We start from the raw sequence: 14106 nt of genomic DNA, 5'->3' as shown, positions 1-14106 counted from the left end.
TCCCGAGCGGCCACCTAGGGGTGCACCAACCACGGCGAGCGCAGTCAGCTGCGCCACCGCCGCCCGTAGCCACGCACTCCGATCGGGGGCCACTCGTGTCACCCGACGACCCGATAACCTCCGAGCAGCCGATGCCCCGGAGCCGTACGCGCCGCCGTGGCCGAACACGCCGCCGCATCGTGGCGGGAGCGGGGGCGGCACTGCTGGCCGGGGCCGGCGCGGGCGCCCTGGCGCTCAGCGCGCACGCCGCGGCGACCGTCGCCGTCACCGTCGATGCCGGCACCTCGCTGAGCACGATGCCCAGCACCGGCGTCGGCCTCAACACAGCGGTCCACGACACCTACATGACCGACGCCAAGGCGGCGTCGCTGATGAAGGCGGCCGGGATCCGGCAGCTGCGCTTCCCCGGCGGCTCCGTCGGGGACGCCCACCACTGGAAGACCCATACCGTCACCGGCGGCAGCTGGGCCGCGCCGGGCACCGACTTCGACCACTTCATGGCCACCGCGAAGAGGGTCGGCGCCCAGCCGATCATCACGCTCGCTTTTAGGCGTGGACGTAGGGGCCGGCCGGGCCGTGGCACCAGCCGTAGCTGATGGGCTCGATCACATCGGGTCGGTACTGGAGGGGTCGAGTGCGGCACCAGGAAGCCCTCCGGCCCGGCCTCGTCGCGCGCCACGACGTCTGCGGCACCGGCCAGCGCCAGCTCGACCAGGTCCGCACGGCCGGTGGCCTCGCCGACCCGGGCAAGCGCCAGGACGATGCCGAGCGTGCCGTGCGAGATGTGATGCAGACGGGAGTCGATGCCCGTGCGGTGGGCCCAGTGGACGCCCGCCGGGGTCTGCTCCGCCGTGCGCAGATACGGCTCCATGGCGAGGACGGCCAGTTCGGCGTCGCCGGCCAGGAGTGCCCCGAGGCCGATCCCCGCGTTGCCGCCCATCAGCTCGAACAGTTCGCCCCAGCGGGTGCCGTCGAAGCGTGACCGCACGAGTTGCAGCGCGCGGTCGACGGCGGCGCCGGCGGCCGTGTCGCCGAGTTCTTCGTGAAGGGCTCGCAGGACGAGCGCCTTTCCGGTGCGGCCAGTTCTGGTCTCGAGTGGGCGGCGACCGGCTGCCCCGCCCAGAAGATCGACCGCGTCCGGGGCTGGCCTACCGCGTCACCCGCACCCGTGCCGACACCGTCACCTGGTCCAGGTCCGACACCCGGACCGTCGCCTTCATCGTCCAGGTGCCGGGGAGGGGGAGGTCGAAGGAGTCGGTGGACCAGTAGCCGCCGCGGTCGGTGATGCGGGTGTCGAGGGGGCCCAGGTGCCGGGCGGGCAGGGTGAGGGTGACGCGGAGTTCGGGGACCGTGGACAGGCCGCCGTCGGGGCCGTAGACCACCGCCTGCACGGAGGTGCGGCCGATCCGGCCCGGGTCCAGCGTGATCTGGACCTTGCCGTGGCCGCCGGGGGTGCCGACGTCGAAGGGGATCGTGGTGACGGAGGCCGTGGGTATGCCGGTCGTCGCGGTTGCGGACGGTGTGGCCTCCTCGGCCGCACGGCCGGGGACCGTGCTCGTCAGCAGGGTCGTCAGGGCCAGGACCAGCACGCCGACGGCCGCCTCCGCCAGCACCGAGCGGCGCAGGGTGTGGAAGGGCGGGGGTGGGGGCGGGGTGGCGGGTTCCGGGGGGAGCGGGGGGCCGGTGGCCGGTTCGGGGACACGGGCGGCGGCCACCCGGGGCTCCCGGGCCAGGCGGCTGGTCCAGGTGCGGGAGCAGGCCGCCGCCAGCAGCAGCGCGGTGACCGCCGCCAGTTTGGCCAGCAGCGTGCGGCCGTACGTCGTGTCCGTGAGTGCCTGCCAGGAGCCGAGGCCGCGCCAGGACTGGTAGACGCCGGTCAGGACCAGGACCGTCACCGAGGCGGAGGCCAGGCGGGAGAAGCGGGCCACGGTGGCCGGGGAGGTGCGCCGCAGGATGCGCAGGAGGGCCGCCAGACCGCCCAGCCAGGCCGCCATGGCCAGCAGGTGGAGGGTGGCGGAGGTGATGGCCAGGGGGACCTGGATGCCCGCCGCGGCGTGGTCGGCCGCCGTCCAGGTCAGGGTGAGGGGGAGGGAGACGGCCCCGGCCACGGCCAGCGTCGTACGGCGCGGGAGTCTTCTGCGGCGGGCCCGCAGGAGCGCCACACCGGCGCCGGCCAGGAGCAGCAGCGTCAGGCGGAGGAGCAGGAGGGCGCCGGGGCGGGTCGTGGCCGTGTGGGTCAGGGAGCCCAGGGAGACGCCGGGTGAGGTGCCCTCCTCGTAGGGGGCGCGCAGGAGGTACAGGACGGCCGTCGTGGCGAGCAGGGTCCAGGCGGCGGCCAGCACCGGGGTGCGCAGCGGGGCCGCCGTCGGCGGGCGGCAGTACGCCACGAACGCCGCGGCGCCGAGCAGAAGGGCCACCGAGAGGTAGGCGAGGTAGCGGGCGATGTTGTACAGGGCCGCCGTGGCGGGGTTCTCCGTGTCGTCGGGGGCCGGGCTCGCGGCCGTCGCCGTGCGGTTGCCGACCGAGAAGGTGAGCGCTCCGGACACCGGGTGGCTGTCCGCGGACACCACCCGCCAGGCGACGGTGTAGGTGCCGGTGGCGAGCTTCGCGGGGAGGGCGACGCGGGCCGCGTCCGAGCGGCCGGGGGCGTGCTCGGCGGGGCCCGTGCGCAGCCGGTGGTTGGTCGGGTCGTAGACGCGGAAGGAGTCGGTGAGCAGGCCGACCGATTCGGTGAAGGTCAGGGTGACGTGCCGGGGGGCCGTGCGCAGGAGGGTTCCGTCGGCGGGGTCGGACGTGCGCAGGGCCGCGTGGGCGGACGCGGGGGCCGCCGTGCCGAGCAGCAGCACGAAGAGGCCCGCGCAGAGCAGGCCCAGCCGTCGTGCCCATCGACGCCGGTCGTGCAGCAGCACTCGTCCCCTCCCTCGACGCATGCCTCGTAGGAGCACGCCTCGCCGCCTGTCCTCCGTATGAGTACGCAGAGACCGGCCGGAGCGCTCAGCCCGCGAGCGATCGGCCGCAGCGCTCACCAGGTCGGCCGGGCCGAGATGCCGCCGTCCACGGTCAGGTCGTGGCCGGTGATCCAGCTCGCGAGCGACGAGGCCAGGAACACACAGGCGTCGGCCACGTCCTCGGGACGGCCGAGCCGGCCGGTGGGGACGGCGGCGAGCCAGCGGCGTACGCCGTCCGGCCAGGCCTGCGCCAGGCCCTCCCGGTCGATCAGGCCGGGCGACACGGTGTTGACCCGGATGCCGTCGGGCCCGTACTCCAGGGCCGCCGCGCGGGCGTGCATGACCACTGCCGCCTTGGCCGCGCTGTAGTGGGCGTGGCCGGGCGCGGGACGGGAGGCCTCGATGGAGGCGATGTGGGTGACGCTGCCGCCGCCGTGGGCCCGCATATGGGCGGCGGCGGCCTGGGTGCAGGCGAAGACGCTGGTGAGGTCGGTGTCGACGACCGTGCGCCACTCGGCCGCCGCCATACCGGGCAGGGGCTGGATGGGCTGGACGGCCGCGTTGTTGACGAGGGCGGTGAGCCGGCCGCCGGACCAGTCCGCCGCCTCCCTGACCAGCCGGTGGCAGGCGTCCTCGTCCGTCAGGTCCGCCCGGAGTACGACGGCCTCGCCGCCCGACTCCCGGATCCGGGCCGCCACTTCGCCGGCCGCGTCCACCGCCGTACGGCAGTGCACGGCCACCGCCGCGCCCTCCTCGGCGAAGCGCAGCGCGATGGCGCGGCCGATGCCGCCGCCCGCGCCGGTCACCAGGGCGGTCTGTCCGTCGAGCAGGTTCAGCGGGCTCCTGTTCATGGGCGGCACAGTTCCGCGATCCGGGCGGCCTCGGAGGGATAACGCGCCGTCAGGTCGGCCGCACTCCCGTGTTCGTAGTCCGGGTAGGTGAATCCGGGCGCCATCGTGCAGCCGAAGAACGCCCAGGCGCCGCCCGGTGCCACCCGCGCGCCCATCCAGGTGCGGGCGGGCACGGTGAGCTGGGGCTGCTGGCCGGACAGCGGGGCGGGGCCGAGAACGGCGGTGCGGGTGCTGCCGTCGGGGGCGAGCAGCAGGAGGTCGAGCGGGTCGCCGAGGTAGAAGTGCCAGATCTCGTCGGTGGGCAGGCGGTGCAGGGCGCAGAAGTCGTCGGCGGTGAGCAGGGCGACGATGGCGGAGCCCTCGGGCCGGCCGTCGGGGCGCTCCGGCCCCTCCCAGGTACACCGGAACAGGCCGCCCTCGCGGGGGATGGGTTCGAGGCCGTAGTACGCGATCAGATCGTCCGGCGTCAGCGTCACCCGGGGAAGGCTATCGCGCGCTCCGGAAGGCGAGTTGGCGTCGGGCGTGCTTCTCCGGCCGGTATCCAGCGGGGAGGTCCACCTCGGGCAGGACGACCGCCGGGCCGACACCGAAGCCCTGGCGTTCGAAGCGGGTGATCGCCCTGGTGTCGCGTACGTCCGTACGAGAGAGAGGGGGGGGAGCCGTCGGACCACCCCGGCTGCGTCGCGCGCGCCGGCGGGCCACCATCGACGCATGGACGTCACCCTGCACCTCGCCCAGGACCCCGACGCCGACGCGCTCCTCGGGCGGTCCGCGCTCGCCGCACTCACCGGCATGCTGCTCGACCAGCAGGTCCCGATGGAGTGGGCGTTCAAAGGGCCCCGGACCATCGCCGACCGGCTCGGCGTCCCAGCGGCCGGCGATCTCGACGCGCACGCCATCGCCGCGATGGACCCGGAGGCCTTCGCCGCGCTGCTCGCCGAGAAGCCGGCCGTGCACCGCTACCCGGGCTCGATGGCGGGGCGCATCCAGCAGCTGTGCCAGTACCTCGTCGAGCACTACGACGGGGACGCGGAGGCCGTCTGGCGGGGCGTGCCGACCGGTTCCGAACTGCTGAAACGGCTGGAGGACCTGCCCGGGTTCGGCAAACAGAAGGCCCAGATCTTCCTCGCCCTGCTCGGCAAGCAGCTCGGCGTCACGCCGGAGGGCTGGCGGGAGGCCGCGGGGGCGTACGGCGAGCGCGAGTCCTTCCGGTCCGTCGCCGACATCACCGGGCCGGAGTCACTGGCCAAGGTGCGCGCGCACAAGCAGGAGATGAAGGCGGCGGCGAAGGCCTCCGGCAAGCCGGGCCGATAGACGTGGGGTGGCTGCGGGGCTTCACTCGACCGGCCCACCCCGATGGCAGCGCCGACCCCGCCGTCCACAGCATGAACCATGACCGAGATACCGAACACCGGTCCGGAGTGGGGCCGTGAGTACGACGACCGGAATGTGCACGCGGGCGCGCCGCCGGGCGAGCGGCGTGAGCCCGAGCCGCCGTTCGAGGGGCCCCTGCACGCCCTGTCCCAGGCCGCCTGGCAGGTGGTCCTGGTCACCGGGACCGCCTCACTGGTCCTCGGCGTCCTGGTGCTCGTCTGGCCCGGCCCCTCCCTGCTCGTCGCCGGTGTGCTGTTCGGGCTCTACCTCTTGGCCAGCGGCGTCTTCCAACTGGTCGCCGCGTTCGGCACGCACCGGGCGACCTCGCTGCGGGTGCTGGCGTTCATCAGCGGCGCGCTGTCGATCCTGCTCGGCCTGCTCTGCTTCCGCGGGCCCATGCAGTCGATCCTGCTGCTCGGCCTGTGGATCGGGATCGGCTGGCTGATCCGCGGGATCACCCAGACCATCGCCGCCGCGCAGGACTCCCGGATGCCCGGCCGAGGCTGGCAGATCCTCCTGGGGGTCCTCACCTTCGTCGCCGGGATCGTGCTCATCGACGCGCCGTTCCGGTCGGTCGCCGTGCTGACCCTCGTCGCCGGCGTCTGGCTGCTCGTCGTGGGGATCGTGGAGATCGTCACCGCGTTCAGCATCCGCGGCCGGGCGAAGGCGATACCGCGGACGGTGTGAGCGGCGGCATCAACGCGGGCCCCGCACCTACGCCGAGCGGGCGGATCTCGGGCCCCGCGTGCTGCACACCCCGCACGCCCCGGGGACATACCCGATGTGAGCAGGACCGTGAGTGTCCCCCGGAGCCGTACCTGGCTGCGGGCGCTCGTGCTGCTCCTCGCCCTGTGGGTGCCCGTCGCCCATGCGCAGGCCCAGGCGGCCCACGCGCTGGGCGCGTCCGCCGAGACCTTCGAGCACGACGTGCTCGACACGCTCCTACGGCCGCCCGCCCCCGCAGTCCACGCGGGCGTACCCGAGCGTCCCGCGCCCCTCCCCGACCCGGCACCCGCCCGGCCGGCGGTACGCGCCTGCCCCGGCACGCCCCGGGCGCCGTACGCCCCGCCCCTGCTCCGCACCGTGGTCCTGCGCTGCTGACGGACCCGCGTCCCCGCGAAAGGCCGGCCGAAGGCCGGTCACAGGTCAGTCAGACGCAAGGAGCGACACAGTCATGCCCATGGATACCTACGCCGTCCTGCGCGCCCTGCTGCGCGCGGAGGCCCGGCGCGCGACAAAACCGAAGCCGGAGCAGAAGCACGAGGAAGAGCCGCAGCGGCCGTCCGAGGAACGGGACCGCTGAACCGGTACCGGCGGGGGCGGGTCACCGCCTTCGCCGGTCCGTGCCGAAGGCGGGGCGGGGATCTCGCGGCCGGCCTGGTGCCGGGCTTCTCGGGGGCCGGCTCGCGGTCCACAGCCTGTGCACGACGCCCGTGGAGCGGGGAGCCGCGCACCGCCTGCTCCGGTACGGCCCCGCCCCCGACCCCCTGCGCCGGTGATCTCGTCCCGTTAGCGGCACATATGACCCGTTTGCAGAATCTTTTCAGGTGCCGCACTCCGCCGCCATGGCTGCGCCCGGAACGTCTTGACCGGTAGGCTTTCCGTGTGATCTTCAAGCGCATCGGAAACGGCCGGCCGTACCCCGACCACGGCCGGGAAAGCACCCGGCAGTGGGCGGACGTCGCGCCGCGCCCGGTCCGCCTCGATCAGCTCGTGACCACCAAGCAGCAGCTCGACCTGGAGACCCTGCTGGCGGAGGACTCGACGTTCTACGGCGACCTCTTCGCACACGTCGTGAAGTGGCAGGGCGACCTCTATCTGGAGGACGGGCTGCACCGCGCGGTCCGCGCCGCCCTCCAGCAGCGCCAGGTGCTGCACGCGCGCGTGCTCGAACTCGACTGACCGGCGCGACACCGCCCTTGCCCCCTTGACCCTTTCGGGTTCCCCTGAGCGGCATCGACTGATCATCTAATAGGCAGCGCCGCTCGGGCGCACTACGCTGCGCCCATGAGCATGCTCACTCCCCCTGGCATGGGCGGCCGGTACCGGATCACGGGGGACAAATACCCTCGGATGCGTCCGCCGCGCCGACGCGCCAGGCTCGTGGCCGCCATGGTGGCGTCCGTCGCCGTGCTCGGCCTGATCGGCTGGGGCACCCTGCAGCTCATCGACGTCTTCACCGGCGGCAAGAAGGCCTCGGCGGCCGGCCCGAAGACCGACTGCCACCCCAAGGCCGCTACGGCCGCACAGGTGAAGGCCCTGCCGAAGCCGGGTCAGATCACCGTGAACGTCTACAACGCCACCGCGCGCACCGGGCTCGCCAAGTCCACCGCCGACGAGCTGAAGAAGCGGGGCTTCAGGATCGGTGATGTGGGCAACGCGCCCGGGGAGTACGACAAGAAGGTGAAGAGCGCCGGGATACTGCTCGGTCCCGCGGCCGCCCAGAACACCTCGCTGCCGGTGCTCGCCGCCCAGCTCACCGGCGCCGAACAACGCGCCGACACCCGCAAGGGCACCGACGTCGACCTCATCCTGGGCGACGCCTTCAAGGGCCTGGTGAAGCCGACGGAGGCGGACCAGACCCTGACCAGGCTGACCGCGCCCGCATCGACGTCGGCGCCTTCCGTCAAGAAGGGGTGCTGAGCCGGGGGCGAGCACTCAGCACCCCGGTCAGCACCCCGGTCGGCGCGAAAACTACTCGGCCGCCCCGTAGAGACGATCCCCCGCGTCCCCCAGTCCCGGCACGATGTACCCGTGCTCGTTGAGGTGGTCGTCGACGGCCGCCGTGACCACCGTCACCGGCGTCCCCGCCAGCTCCCGCTCCATCACCTCGACGCCCTCGGGAGCGGCGAGCAGCACCACCGCCGTCACGTCATCCGCACCGCGCTTGATCAGCTCCCGGATCGCCGCGACCAGCGTGCCGCCCGTCGCCAGCATCGGGTCCAGGACGTACACCTGACGGCCGGAGAGGTCCTCCGGCATGCGCGAGGCGTAGGTGGAGGCCTGCAGTGTCTCCTCGTTGCGGATCATGCCCAGGAAGCCCACTTCGGCGGTCGGCAGCAGCCGGACCATGCCGTCCAGCATGCCGAGGCCGGCGCGCAGGATCGGCACCACCAGCGGGCGGGGGCGGGCGAGCTTGACGCCGGTCGTCCGCGCGACCGGGGTCTGGATGTCGACGGCTTCGGTGCGCACGTCCCGCGTGGCCTCGTAGGCGAGCAGGGTGACCAGTTCGTCGGCGAGCCGCCGGAAGGTCGCGGAGTCGGTGCGCTGGTCGCGCAGCGTGGTGAGCTTGTGGGCGACCAGGGGGTGGTCGACGACATGGAGACGCATGCCCCTAACGGTACCCGCGCCGCGGCCCCCGCCCGCTCCGGCGTACCCCCCACCGGGACCCCGGCCCGGACCCGGCCGACACCCCGGCCGACACCCCTCCGGCCCTGGATCGAAGCGGCCGTACGAGGGAAAGTGGGAGGGAGGAACTGGGGTGGTGTGACGTGCCCGACCTGTCTGGCCTTCCGGAGAACGCACCCGAGGGCGCCGACGAGCCCGCGATACGCGCCGCGGCCGTGGAGACGGACGCCGAGCGCCGGCGCCGCCGCGCCCGGTTCCTGCGTGACCTGGCCGAGGCCCGTGAGCTGCGCGCCCGGGTCCAGCCGCGACGCGCCAAGGCCACCCGGCTGCGCCACGCGCTGCGCATGCGGACGTTCCGCTGGTAGACCGACTGCGGGAGGGACACGCTTGGGAATCCTCGTGGGAATCCTCTGGGGCAGGACCCGGTAAGGAAGTTCTGGGTCAGGAAGATCCGCGCACACACCGGCGTTTGCGAGGTGGGCGTGCGTGACCGGCCGGAAAAGCCGCGTACGATCCGCAGGTGGCTGCAAGACACAGGGCGTCGAAGACGTCCCCTGAACGCCTTGTTTCTGCCACGATTCCGAGTGGGTGGGGCTCGGAGCCCAGCTCTCTCCGCCCAAGTACCTCCGCCGGGGGGACCCCCAACCGGCACGCCTATGACCAGTGGGAGAGTCACGGTGTACTTCGCCGCACTGCTCGCGCGCACCGAAGACGGGTGGGAAGCGAGCGACACAGAGCTCGACGATGTGGAGACCCTGTCGGATCTTGCCGACCTGGCCCGTGAAGCCTCTCCCGAGGAGGACACGGTGCTCGTGCTGATCGAGCAGGAGGACTCCTGGTTCGGCGTCGTCCGCGTGGACGGCGAGGACGACCCTCGCATCTACGTCTCGGACGCGGCCGCCGCCCAGCGCAGCGCGTACGGCGAGCTGCTGCTCACCGACGAGCTGCTCGGCCGGGAGCCAGGTGCCGACGACGGCCCCGATCTGGACTCCCTCGACCTCGACGGCACCGAGGACGGCGAGTCCGAGTCCGCCGAGGACGACGAGGAGGGCGCCGCCGCCGACGCCGTTCCGCACAGCCCCGTGGGCGACAGCCAGATCCTCGACGACCTGGGCATCAGCGAGAAGGAGCTGCGCTCGCTGGACGCCGAGGACGCGCTGGGCACGATCGCCGAGGCCCTGGGCGCCTCGGAGGTGCTGGAGACCGTCCGCTGACCGTCGAGCACCCGGCCGCCGCTCCGGACCCGGTACGCGACCGCTGGCGGGCCGCGATGCGACTCGCCCTGGCCGAGGCCGAGCGGGCCGTCCGGGGCGGGGACGTCCCCGTCGGCGCCGTCGTGCTGTCCCCGGACGGTACGACGGTGCTCGCCGTCGGGCACAACGAGCGCGAGGCCACCGGCGATCCCACGGCACACGCGGAGGTCCTCGCGATCCGGCGGGCCGCCGCCCTGCTCGGGGAGTGGCGGCTGGCCGGCTGCACGCTCGTGGTCACCCTGGAGCCGTGCACGATGTGCGCGGGCGCGATCGTCCAGTCCCGCGTCGACCGGGTCGTCTACGGCGCCCGGGACGACAAGGCGGGCGCGGCGGGCTCGCTGTGGGACGTGATCCGCGACCGGCGGCTCAATCACCGCCCGGAGGTCGTCGAGGGCGTCCTCGCGGCGGACTGCGCCCGCCTGCTCACCGAGTTTTTCCGGGACCGGTGAATACCGATTTCGGAGCACACCCCGGTGTGCTGTAAGGTCTCCCTCGGTAGCGTGTCCGAGCGGCCGAAGGAGCTCGCCTCGAAAGCGAGTGTGGCGCAAGTCACCGAGGGTTCAAATCCCTCCGCTACCGCTTGAAGAAGGGCCCTGTCGACAGACGGGGCCCTTCGTGCATCCCGGGAACGGGACGGAAAAGACCCCGGGCGACGGACCGTTGGTCCCCCGAAAAGAGCGCGAAGGTTACACTCGCCGCCGGCAACAGGGGCTCACAAGGCGCACGCACAGGGGAGGCCGCGGTGGCGGTGAACGCCAAGAAGATCGCCGTATACGTGCTCGTGGTCTTCGCGCTGTATGTGATCATCACGGACCCGCCCAAGGCGGCCCATTACGTACAGATAGTCTTCGAGGGCATATCGGACGCGGCCAAGGCCGTGGGCGACTTCATGACGTGGGTCGCCAACGGAGGAAAGAGCTGAGGTACATCCCATGATCCGCCACCTGGTCCTCTTCAAGCTCAACGAGGGCGTCGAGCGCGACGATCCGCGGGTCGTGGCGGGCGTGGAGGCCTTCAGGACCCTCGGCGGCCAGATCGAGGAGCTGCGCTTCTGGGAGTGTGCCTGGAACATCAGCGACCGGCCGGTCGCCTACGACTTCGCGATCAACTCGGCGGTCGAGGACACCGACGCCCTCCAGCGCTATCTGGAGCATCCGGCCCACCAGGCGGGCGTCGCGATGTGGCGCGAGTTCGCCACGTGGGTGATCGCCGACTACGAATTCTGACCACTTACGCCCGGGAGCCCCCCGCCGCAACGGCGGGGGGCTTTCGTGCGTCTTAATCCCCAACTTGTTGGAGTTTGAACACAACACGAGGTAATGCGGTGCTTGCACACAGTGCACATGTCTTGTGATGCTATGACCGCTTTTGACCGATCATTGAGCGACGAAGAGGTGGCGTTGACCGTGTCGGCCAGTACTGCGCCGCCCCAGGAGGAGGCGGCCCCGCCTGCCCCCGCCACCGCTCCCGTGGGCCCCGAGAAGCGGCGCGGTTCCGACACACGAGCCCTCACCCAGGTGCTCTTCGCCGAGCTGAAGGACCTCACCCCGGGCACGCCGGAGCACCACCGCGTGCGCGGAGCGCTGATCGAGGCGAACCTCCCGCTCGTGCGCTACGCCGCCGCGCGCTTCCGCTCCCGCAACGAGCCCATGGAGGACGTGGTCCAGGTCGGCACCATCGGTCTGATCAACGCCATCGACCGGTTCGACCCGGACCGGGGCGTGCAGTTCCCCACCTTCGCCATGCCGACCGTGGTCGGCGAGATCAAGCGCTACTTCCGGGACAACGTCCGCACCGTCCACGTACCGCGCCGGCTGCACGAGCTGTGGGTCCAGGTCAACAGCGCCACCGAGGACCTCACCACGCTCTACGGCCGCTCCCCGACCACCGCCGAGATCGCCGATCGGCTCAGGATCAGCGAGGAGGAGGTGCTGAGCTGCATCGAGGCGGGACGCTCGTACCACGCCACCTCACTGGAGGCCGCCCAGGAGGGCGACGGACTGCCCGGACTGCTGGACCGCATCGGCTACGAGGACCCGGCCCTGGACGGCGTCGAACACCGCGACCTGGTCCGCCATCTCCTCGTCCAACTCCCGGAACGAGAACAGCGAATCCTTCTCCTGCGCTACTACAGCAATCTCACCCAGTCGCAGATCAGCGCGGAACTCGGCGTCTCCCAGATGCACGTCTCCCGGCTTCTCGCCCGCAGCTTCCAGCGGCTGCGCTCGGCGAATCGCATCGACGCGTAGAAGCTCCCGGGGCGGAGCACAGCAGGCGCACGGAAGCACACACGGGATCACCCCCTGCATCGCAAGCCCGATCGATGCTTCACCACCGAGAGCGAATCGCTCACCAGCGCAGATGCCGACAGTTGGGTTCCCGAAAAGCGTCAGACCCCGTCTTTCCAGGGCCGATTCACTTCTCACATGTCGACATGTCACTACAGCGTGTTGCCGACATGTGACATTCTGCGGGAGACGCGTTTGCCGGGCCTTCGGCGCCGGTATTCAGGTGAAGGCTGCGCTGCTCGCAAGAACGGCGCCGCCACGACCGTCCCGCGACCCAAAGGGGGTGGCATGTCCGCAGACCAGGGCAGCTCGAAGGTGCTGACGCCCGCGACAAGCGAGGCAGCGCCCAAGGAGCTCGACGCTCTCGACGTCCTCGACGGCATCGAGGGCGTCACGGCCCTCGACGCCGCGCCGTCCCCGACCGCCCCGGCGGCCGCCGACCTCCCGGCTCCGCCGGCCGCGGGGGACATCGACACCCGCACCCTGTCCCGCTCCCTGTTCCTGCGGCTCGCCGCGCTCGGCGAGGACAGCCCCGAACGGGCCTACGTCCGGGACACCCTGATCGAGCTGAATCTGCCGCTGGTCCGCTATGCGGCCGCGCGTTTCCGCTCCCGCAACGAGCCGATGGAGGACATCGTCCAAGTCGGCACCATCGGTCTGATCAAGGCGATCGACCGCTTCGACTGCGAACGGGGCGTGGAGTTCCCGACCTTCGCCATGCCGACGGTCGTGGGCGAGATCAAGCGCTTCTTCCGCGACACCTCGTGGTCCGTCCGCGTCCCGCGCCGCCTGCAGGAGCTGCGCCTGGCCCTCACCAAGGCCAGCGACGAGCTGTCCCAGAAGCTGGACCGCTCCCCGACGGTGACGGAACTGGCCGCCGTGCTCGGCGTCTCCGAGGAGGACGTGGTCGACGGCCTCGCGGTCGGCAACGCCTACACCGCGTCCTCCCTCGACTCGCCGGCCCCCGAGGACGACGGCGGTGAGGGCTCCCTGGCCGACCGCCTCGGCTACGAGGACACGGCCCTGGAGGGCGTGGAGTACCGCGAGTCCCTGAAGCCCCTGCTGGCCAAGCTCCCGCCCCGTGAGCGCCGGATCATCATGCTCCGCTTCTTCGCCAACATGACCCAGTCCCAGATCGGCGAGGAGGTCGGCATCTCCCAGATGCACGTCTCACGCCTGCTGACCCGGACGCTGGCGCAGCTGCGGGAGGGCCTGATCTCCGACTGACCGTGTACCGGCCCCTGCGGGGCGCTGGTCCCGTCCGGACCCTTCCTATCTGACGAGGCGTCAGCCACCATGGCCCGATGCTTCGTACGACGACATGGACACGTGGCCGCCGAGGCGCCGTTACGGCAGCGTCGGCGGTCGTCGTCGTCCTGGGCGGGGTGCTCGCCGCGTGCGGGGGCCATGGCCCGGGCGGCGGATATGTCGCGGTCGGCTCGGGACAGCGCGGACCGGGCTCCGTCGGCCCGACGGGATCCGTGACCCTGGTGCCGCTCGACACAGGCAGCGGCACGAGCGGGAGCCGCCGTAACCCACCTGGCGCGGCCGCGACTTCGGGCAGCACCGACATCTCGGGCAGCCCGGACGCTCCGGAGCAGGCTTCCACCGCCCCCGGCGGTGACGGCTCCCCCGCCCCTCCCGGCCCGACCGGCACGGACAGTCGTACGACACCGTCCGCCACCTCGCCCGGTCCCACCCCCGGCCCCACGCGCGGCCAGGGCGAGCCCGCCACCCCCGCCGAACTCTCCTGGGGCACCCCGACGACCGGGGCGACGGACCAGCGCTGGTGTCAGAAGGTGACCGTCGGCTTCCACAACTCGGGGGGCACGGCGGTGCGATCGGGGTCCGTGACCTTCGGGACGCACGTCATCGGCGCGCTCGGCATCGACTGGGGGACGGTCGACTCGACGGTCGGCCTTCCCGTGCCGATCGCACCAGGCGCGCACGAGGACCACACCTGGACGGTGTGCGTCGACGCCTGGCGCGTGCCGCTCGGCATGCACATCGAGACGCGGGACGTGTCCGTCCAGTGGAAGTGATC

19 protein-coding genes, 1 tRNA gene and 1 pseudogene are annotated in these 14106 nt (G+C 72.3%); 15 read left to right on the top strand and 6 right to left on the bottom strand.

What is annotated here, in order from left to right:
* Positions 1-340: 340 nt before the first annotated feature.
* The 5 genes and pseudogenes from ACZ5NH_RS17280 to ACZ5NH_RS17260 form a co-directional block, all read right to left on the bottom strand.
* A complete protein-coding gene (locus tag ACZ5NH_RS17280; RefSeq protein WP_468776209.1) occupies positions 341-1057 on the bottom strand; it encodes a lanthionine synthetase LanC family protein in 717 nt (238 codons plus the stop codon).
* 91 nt (positions 1058-1148) lie between these two features.
* Positions 1149-2930, bottom strand: a complete 1782-nt coding sequence (locus ACZ5NH_RS17275) for a copper resistance CopC/CopD family protein (RefSeq protein ID WP_468776057.1) — start codon at positions 2928-2930, stop codon at positions 1149-1151.
* A gap of 92 nt (positions 2931-3022) precedes the next feature.
* Positions 3023-3799 (bottom strand): SDR family NAD(P)-dependent oxidoreductase, encoded by a 777-nt coding sequence (locus tag ACZ5NH_RS17270; RefSeq protein WP_468776055.1) that lies wholly within the window; start codon positions 3797-3799, stop codon positions 3023-3025.
* A complete protein-coding gene (locus tag ACZ5NH_RS17265; protein WP_468776207.1) occupies positions 3796-4269 on the bottom strand; it encodes a cupin domain-containing protein in 474 nt (157 codons plus the stop codon). Before ACZ5NH_RS17265 ends, ACZ5NH_RS17270 begins: the two co-directional genes overlap by 4 nt.
* Before the next feature lie 2 nt (positions 4270-4271).
* Positions 4272-4435: pseudogene (locus ACZ5NH_RS17260) on the bottom strand (GNAT family N-acetyltransferase); the annotation flags it as partial.
* A 75-nt stretch (positions 4436-4510) separates the two neighbouring features.
* Between ACZ5NH_RS17260 and ACZ5NH_RS17255 the strand changes: the two are divergent.
* From ACZ5NH_RS17255 to ACZ5NH_RS17230, 6 genes are all read left to right on the top strand, one after another.
* Positions 4511-5113, top strand: coding sequence for an HhH-GPD-type base excision DNA repair protein (locus tag ACZ5NH_RS17255; RefSeq protein ID WP_468776053.1), 603 nt, complete (start codon positions 4511-4513; stop codon positions 5111-5113).
* Between the two features lie 78 nt (positions 5114-5191).
* Positions 5192-5860 (top strand): HdeD family acid-resistance protein, encoded by a 669-nt coding sequence (locus ACZ5NH_RS17250; protein WP_468776051.1) that lies wholly within the window; start codon positions 5192-5194, stop codon positions 5858-5860.
* 108 nt (positions 5861-5968) lie between these two features.
* Positions 5969-6274 (top strand): hypothetical protein, encoded by a 306-nt coding sequence (locus tag ACZ5NH_RS17245; protein ID WP_468776049.1) that lies wholly within the window; start codon positions 5969-5971, stop codon positions 6272-6274.
* Positions 6275-6347: 73 nt separating this feature from the next.
* The gene (locus ACZ5NH_RS17240) at positions 6348-6476 is read left to right on the top strand and encodes a hypothetical protein (protein WP_451553227.1); all 129 of its coding nucleotides are present in this window, start codon (positions 6348-6350) and stop codon (positions 6474-6476) included.
* 302 nt (positions 6477-6778) lie between these two features.
* Positions 6779-7075, top strand: a complete 297-nt coding sequence (locus ACZ5NH_RS17235; RefSeq protein ID WP_004943146.1) for a type II toxin-antitoxin system VapB family antitoxin — start codon at positions 6779-6781, stop codon at positions 7073-7075.
* Between the two features lie 105 nt (positions 7076-7180).
* Positions 7181-7816: a LytR C-terminal domain-containing protein gene (locus tag ACZ5NH_RS17230; protein WP_388622478.1), complete on the top strand. Its 636-nt coding sequence runs from the start codon at positions 7181-7183 to the stop codon at positions 7814-7816.
* A gap of 51 nt (positions 7817-7867) precedes the next feature.
* Here the strand turns inward: ACZ5NH_RS17230 and upp are convergent, their stop codons facing one another.
* Positions 7868-8503 (bottom strand): uracil phosphoribosyltransferase, encoded by a 636-nt coding sequence (upp, locus tag ACZ5NH_RS17225; RefSeq protein WP_365720507.1) that lies wholly within the window; start codon positions 8501-8503, stop codon positions 7868-7870.
* Between the two features lie 161 nt (positions 8504-8664).
* Here upp and ACZ5NH_RS17220 point away from each other — a divergent pair, with 161 nt between their 5' ends.
* The 9 genes from ACZ5NH_RS17220 to ACZ5NH_RS17180 all read left to right on the top strand — a co-directional run bounded on the left by ACZ5NH_RS17220 (position 8665) and on the right by ACZ5NH_RS17180 (position 14104).
* Positions 8665-8886, top strand: a complete 222-nt coding sequence (locus ACZ5NH_RS17220) for a hypothetical protein (RefSeq protein WP_468776221.1) — start codon at positions 8665-8667, stop codon at positions 8884-8886.
* A 312-nt stretch (positions 8887-9198) separates the two neighbouring features.
* A complete protein-coding gene (locus ACZ5NH_RS17215; protein ID WP_388623820.1) occupies positions 9199-9735 on the top strand; it encodes a tRNA adenosine deaminase-associated protein in 537 nt (178 codons plus the stop codon).
* A 56-nt stretch (positions 9736-9791) separates the two neighbouring features.
* Positions 9792-10223 (top strand): tRNA adenosine(34) deaminase TadA, encoded by a 432-nt coding sequence (gene tadA / locus ACZ5NH_RS17210; RefSeq protein WP_388622481.1) that lies wholly within the window; start codon positions 9792-9794, stop codon positions 10221-10223.
* A gap of 45 nt (positions 10224-10268) precedes the next feature.
* Positions 10269-10353 (top strand) — tRNA-Ser (locus ACZ5NH_RS17205).
* 163 nt (positions 10354-10516) lie between these two features.
* Complete coding sequence (locus tag ACZ5NH_RS17200) at positions 10517-10696, top strand: hypothetical protein (protein ID WP_055708362.1); 180 nt, start codon at positions 10517-10519, stop codon at positions 10694-10696.
* Positions 10697-10706: 10 nt separating this feature from the next.
* Positions 10707-11000, top strand: a complete 294-nt coding sequence (locus tag ACZ5NH_RS17195; RefSeq protein WP_468776045.1) for a Dabb family protein — start codon at positions 10707-10709, stop codon at positions 10998-11000.
* A 174-nt stretch (positions 11001-11174) separates the two neighbouring features.
* Positions 11175-12023: an RNA polymerase sigma factor SigF gene (locus ACZ5NH_RS17190; protein ID WP_388623822.1), complete on the top strand. Its 849-nt coding sequence runs from the start codon at positions 11175-11177 to the stop codon at positions 12021-12023.
* 327 nt (positions 12024-12350) lie between these two features.
* Positions 12351-13289 (top strand): RNA polymerase sigma factor SigF, encoded by a 939-nt coding sequence (locus tag ACZ5NH_RS17185; RefSeq protein ID WP_451004818.1) that lies wholly within the window; start codon positions 12351-12353, stop codon positions 13287-13289.
* A gap of 77 nt (positions 13290-13366) precedes the next feature.
* Entirely contained in the window at positions 13367-14104 is a 738-nt protein-coding gene (locus ACZ5NH_RS17180) for a hypothetical protein (protein WP_468776043.1), read from the top strand.
* Positions 14105-14106: the final 2 nt, after the last annotated feature.

The sequence above is a fragment of the Streptomyces sp. NPDC031426 genome, assembly GCF_055581585.1.
The sequence above is the reverse complement of the archived record's forward strand: the minus strand, read 5'-3'. Positions and strand labels throughout refer to the sequence as shown.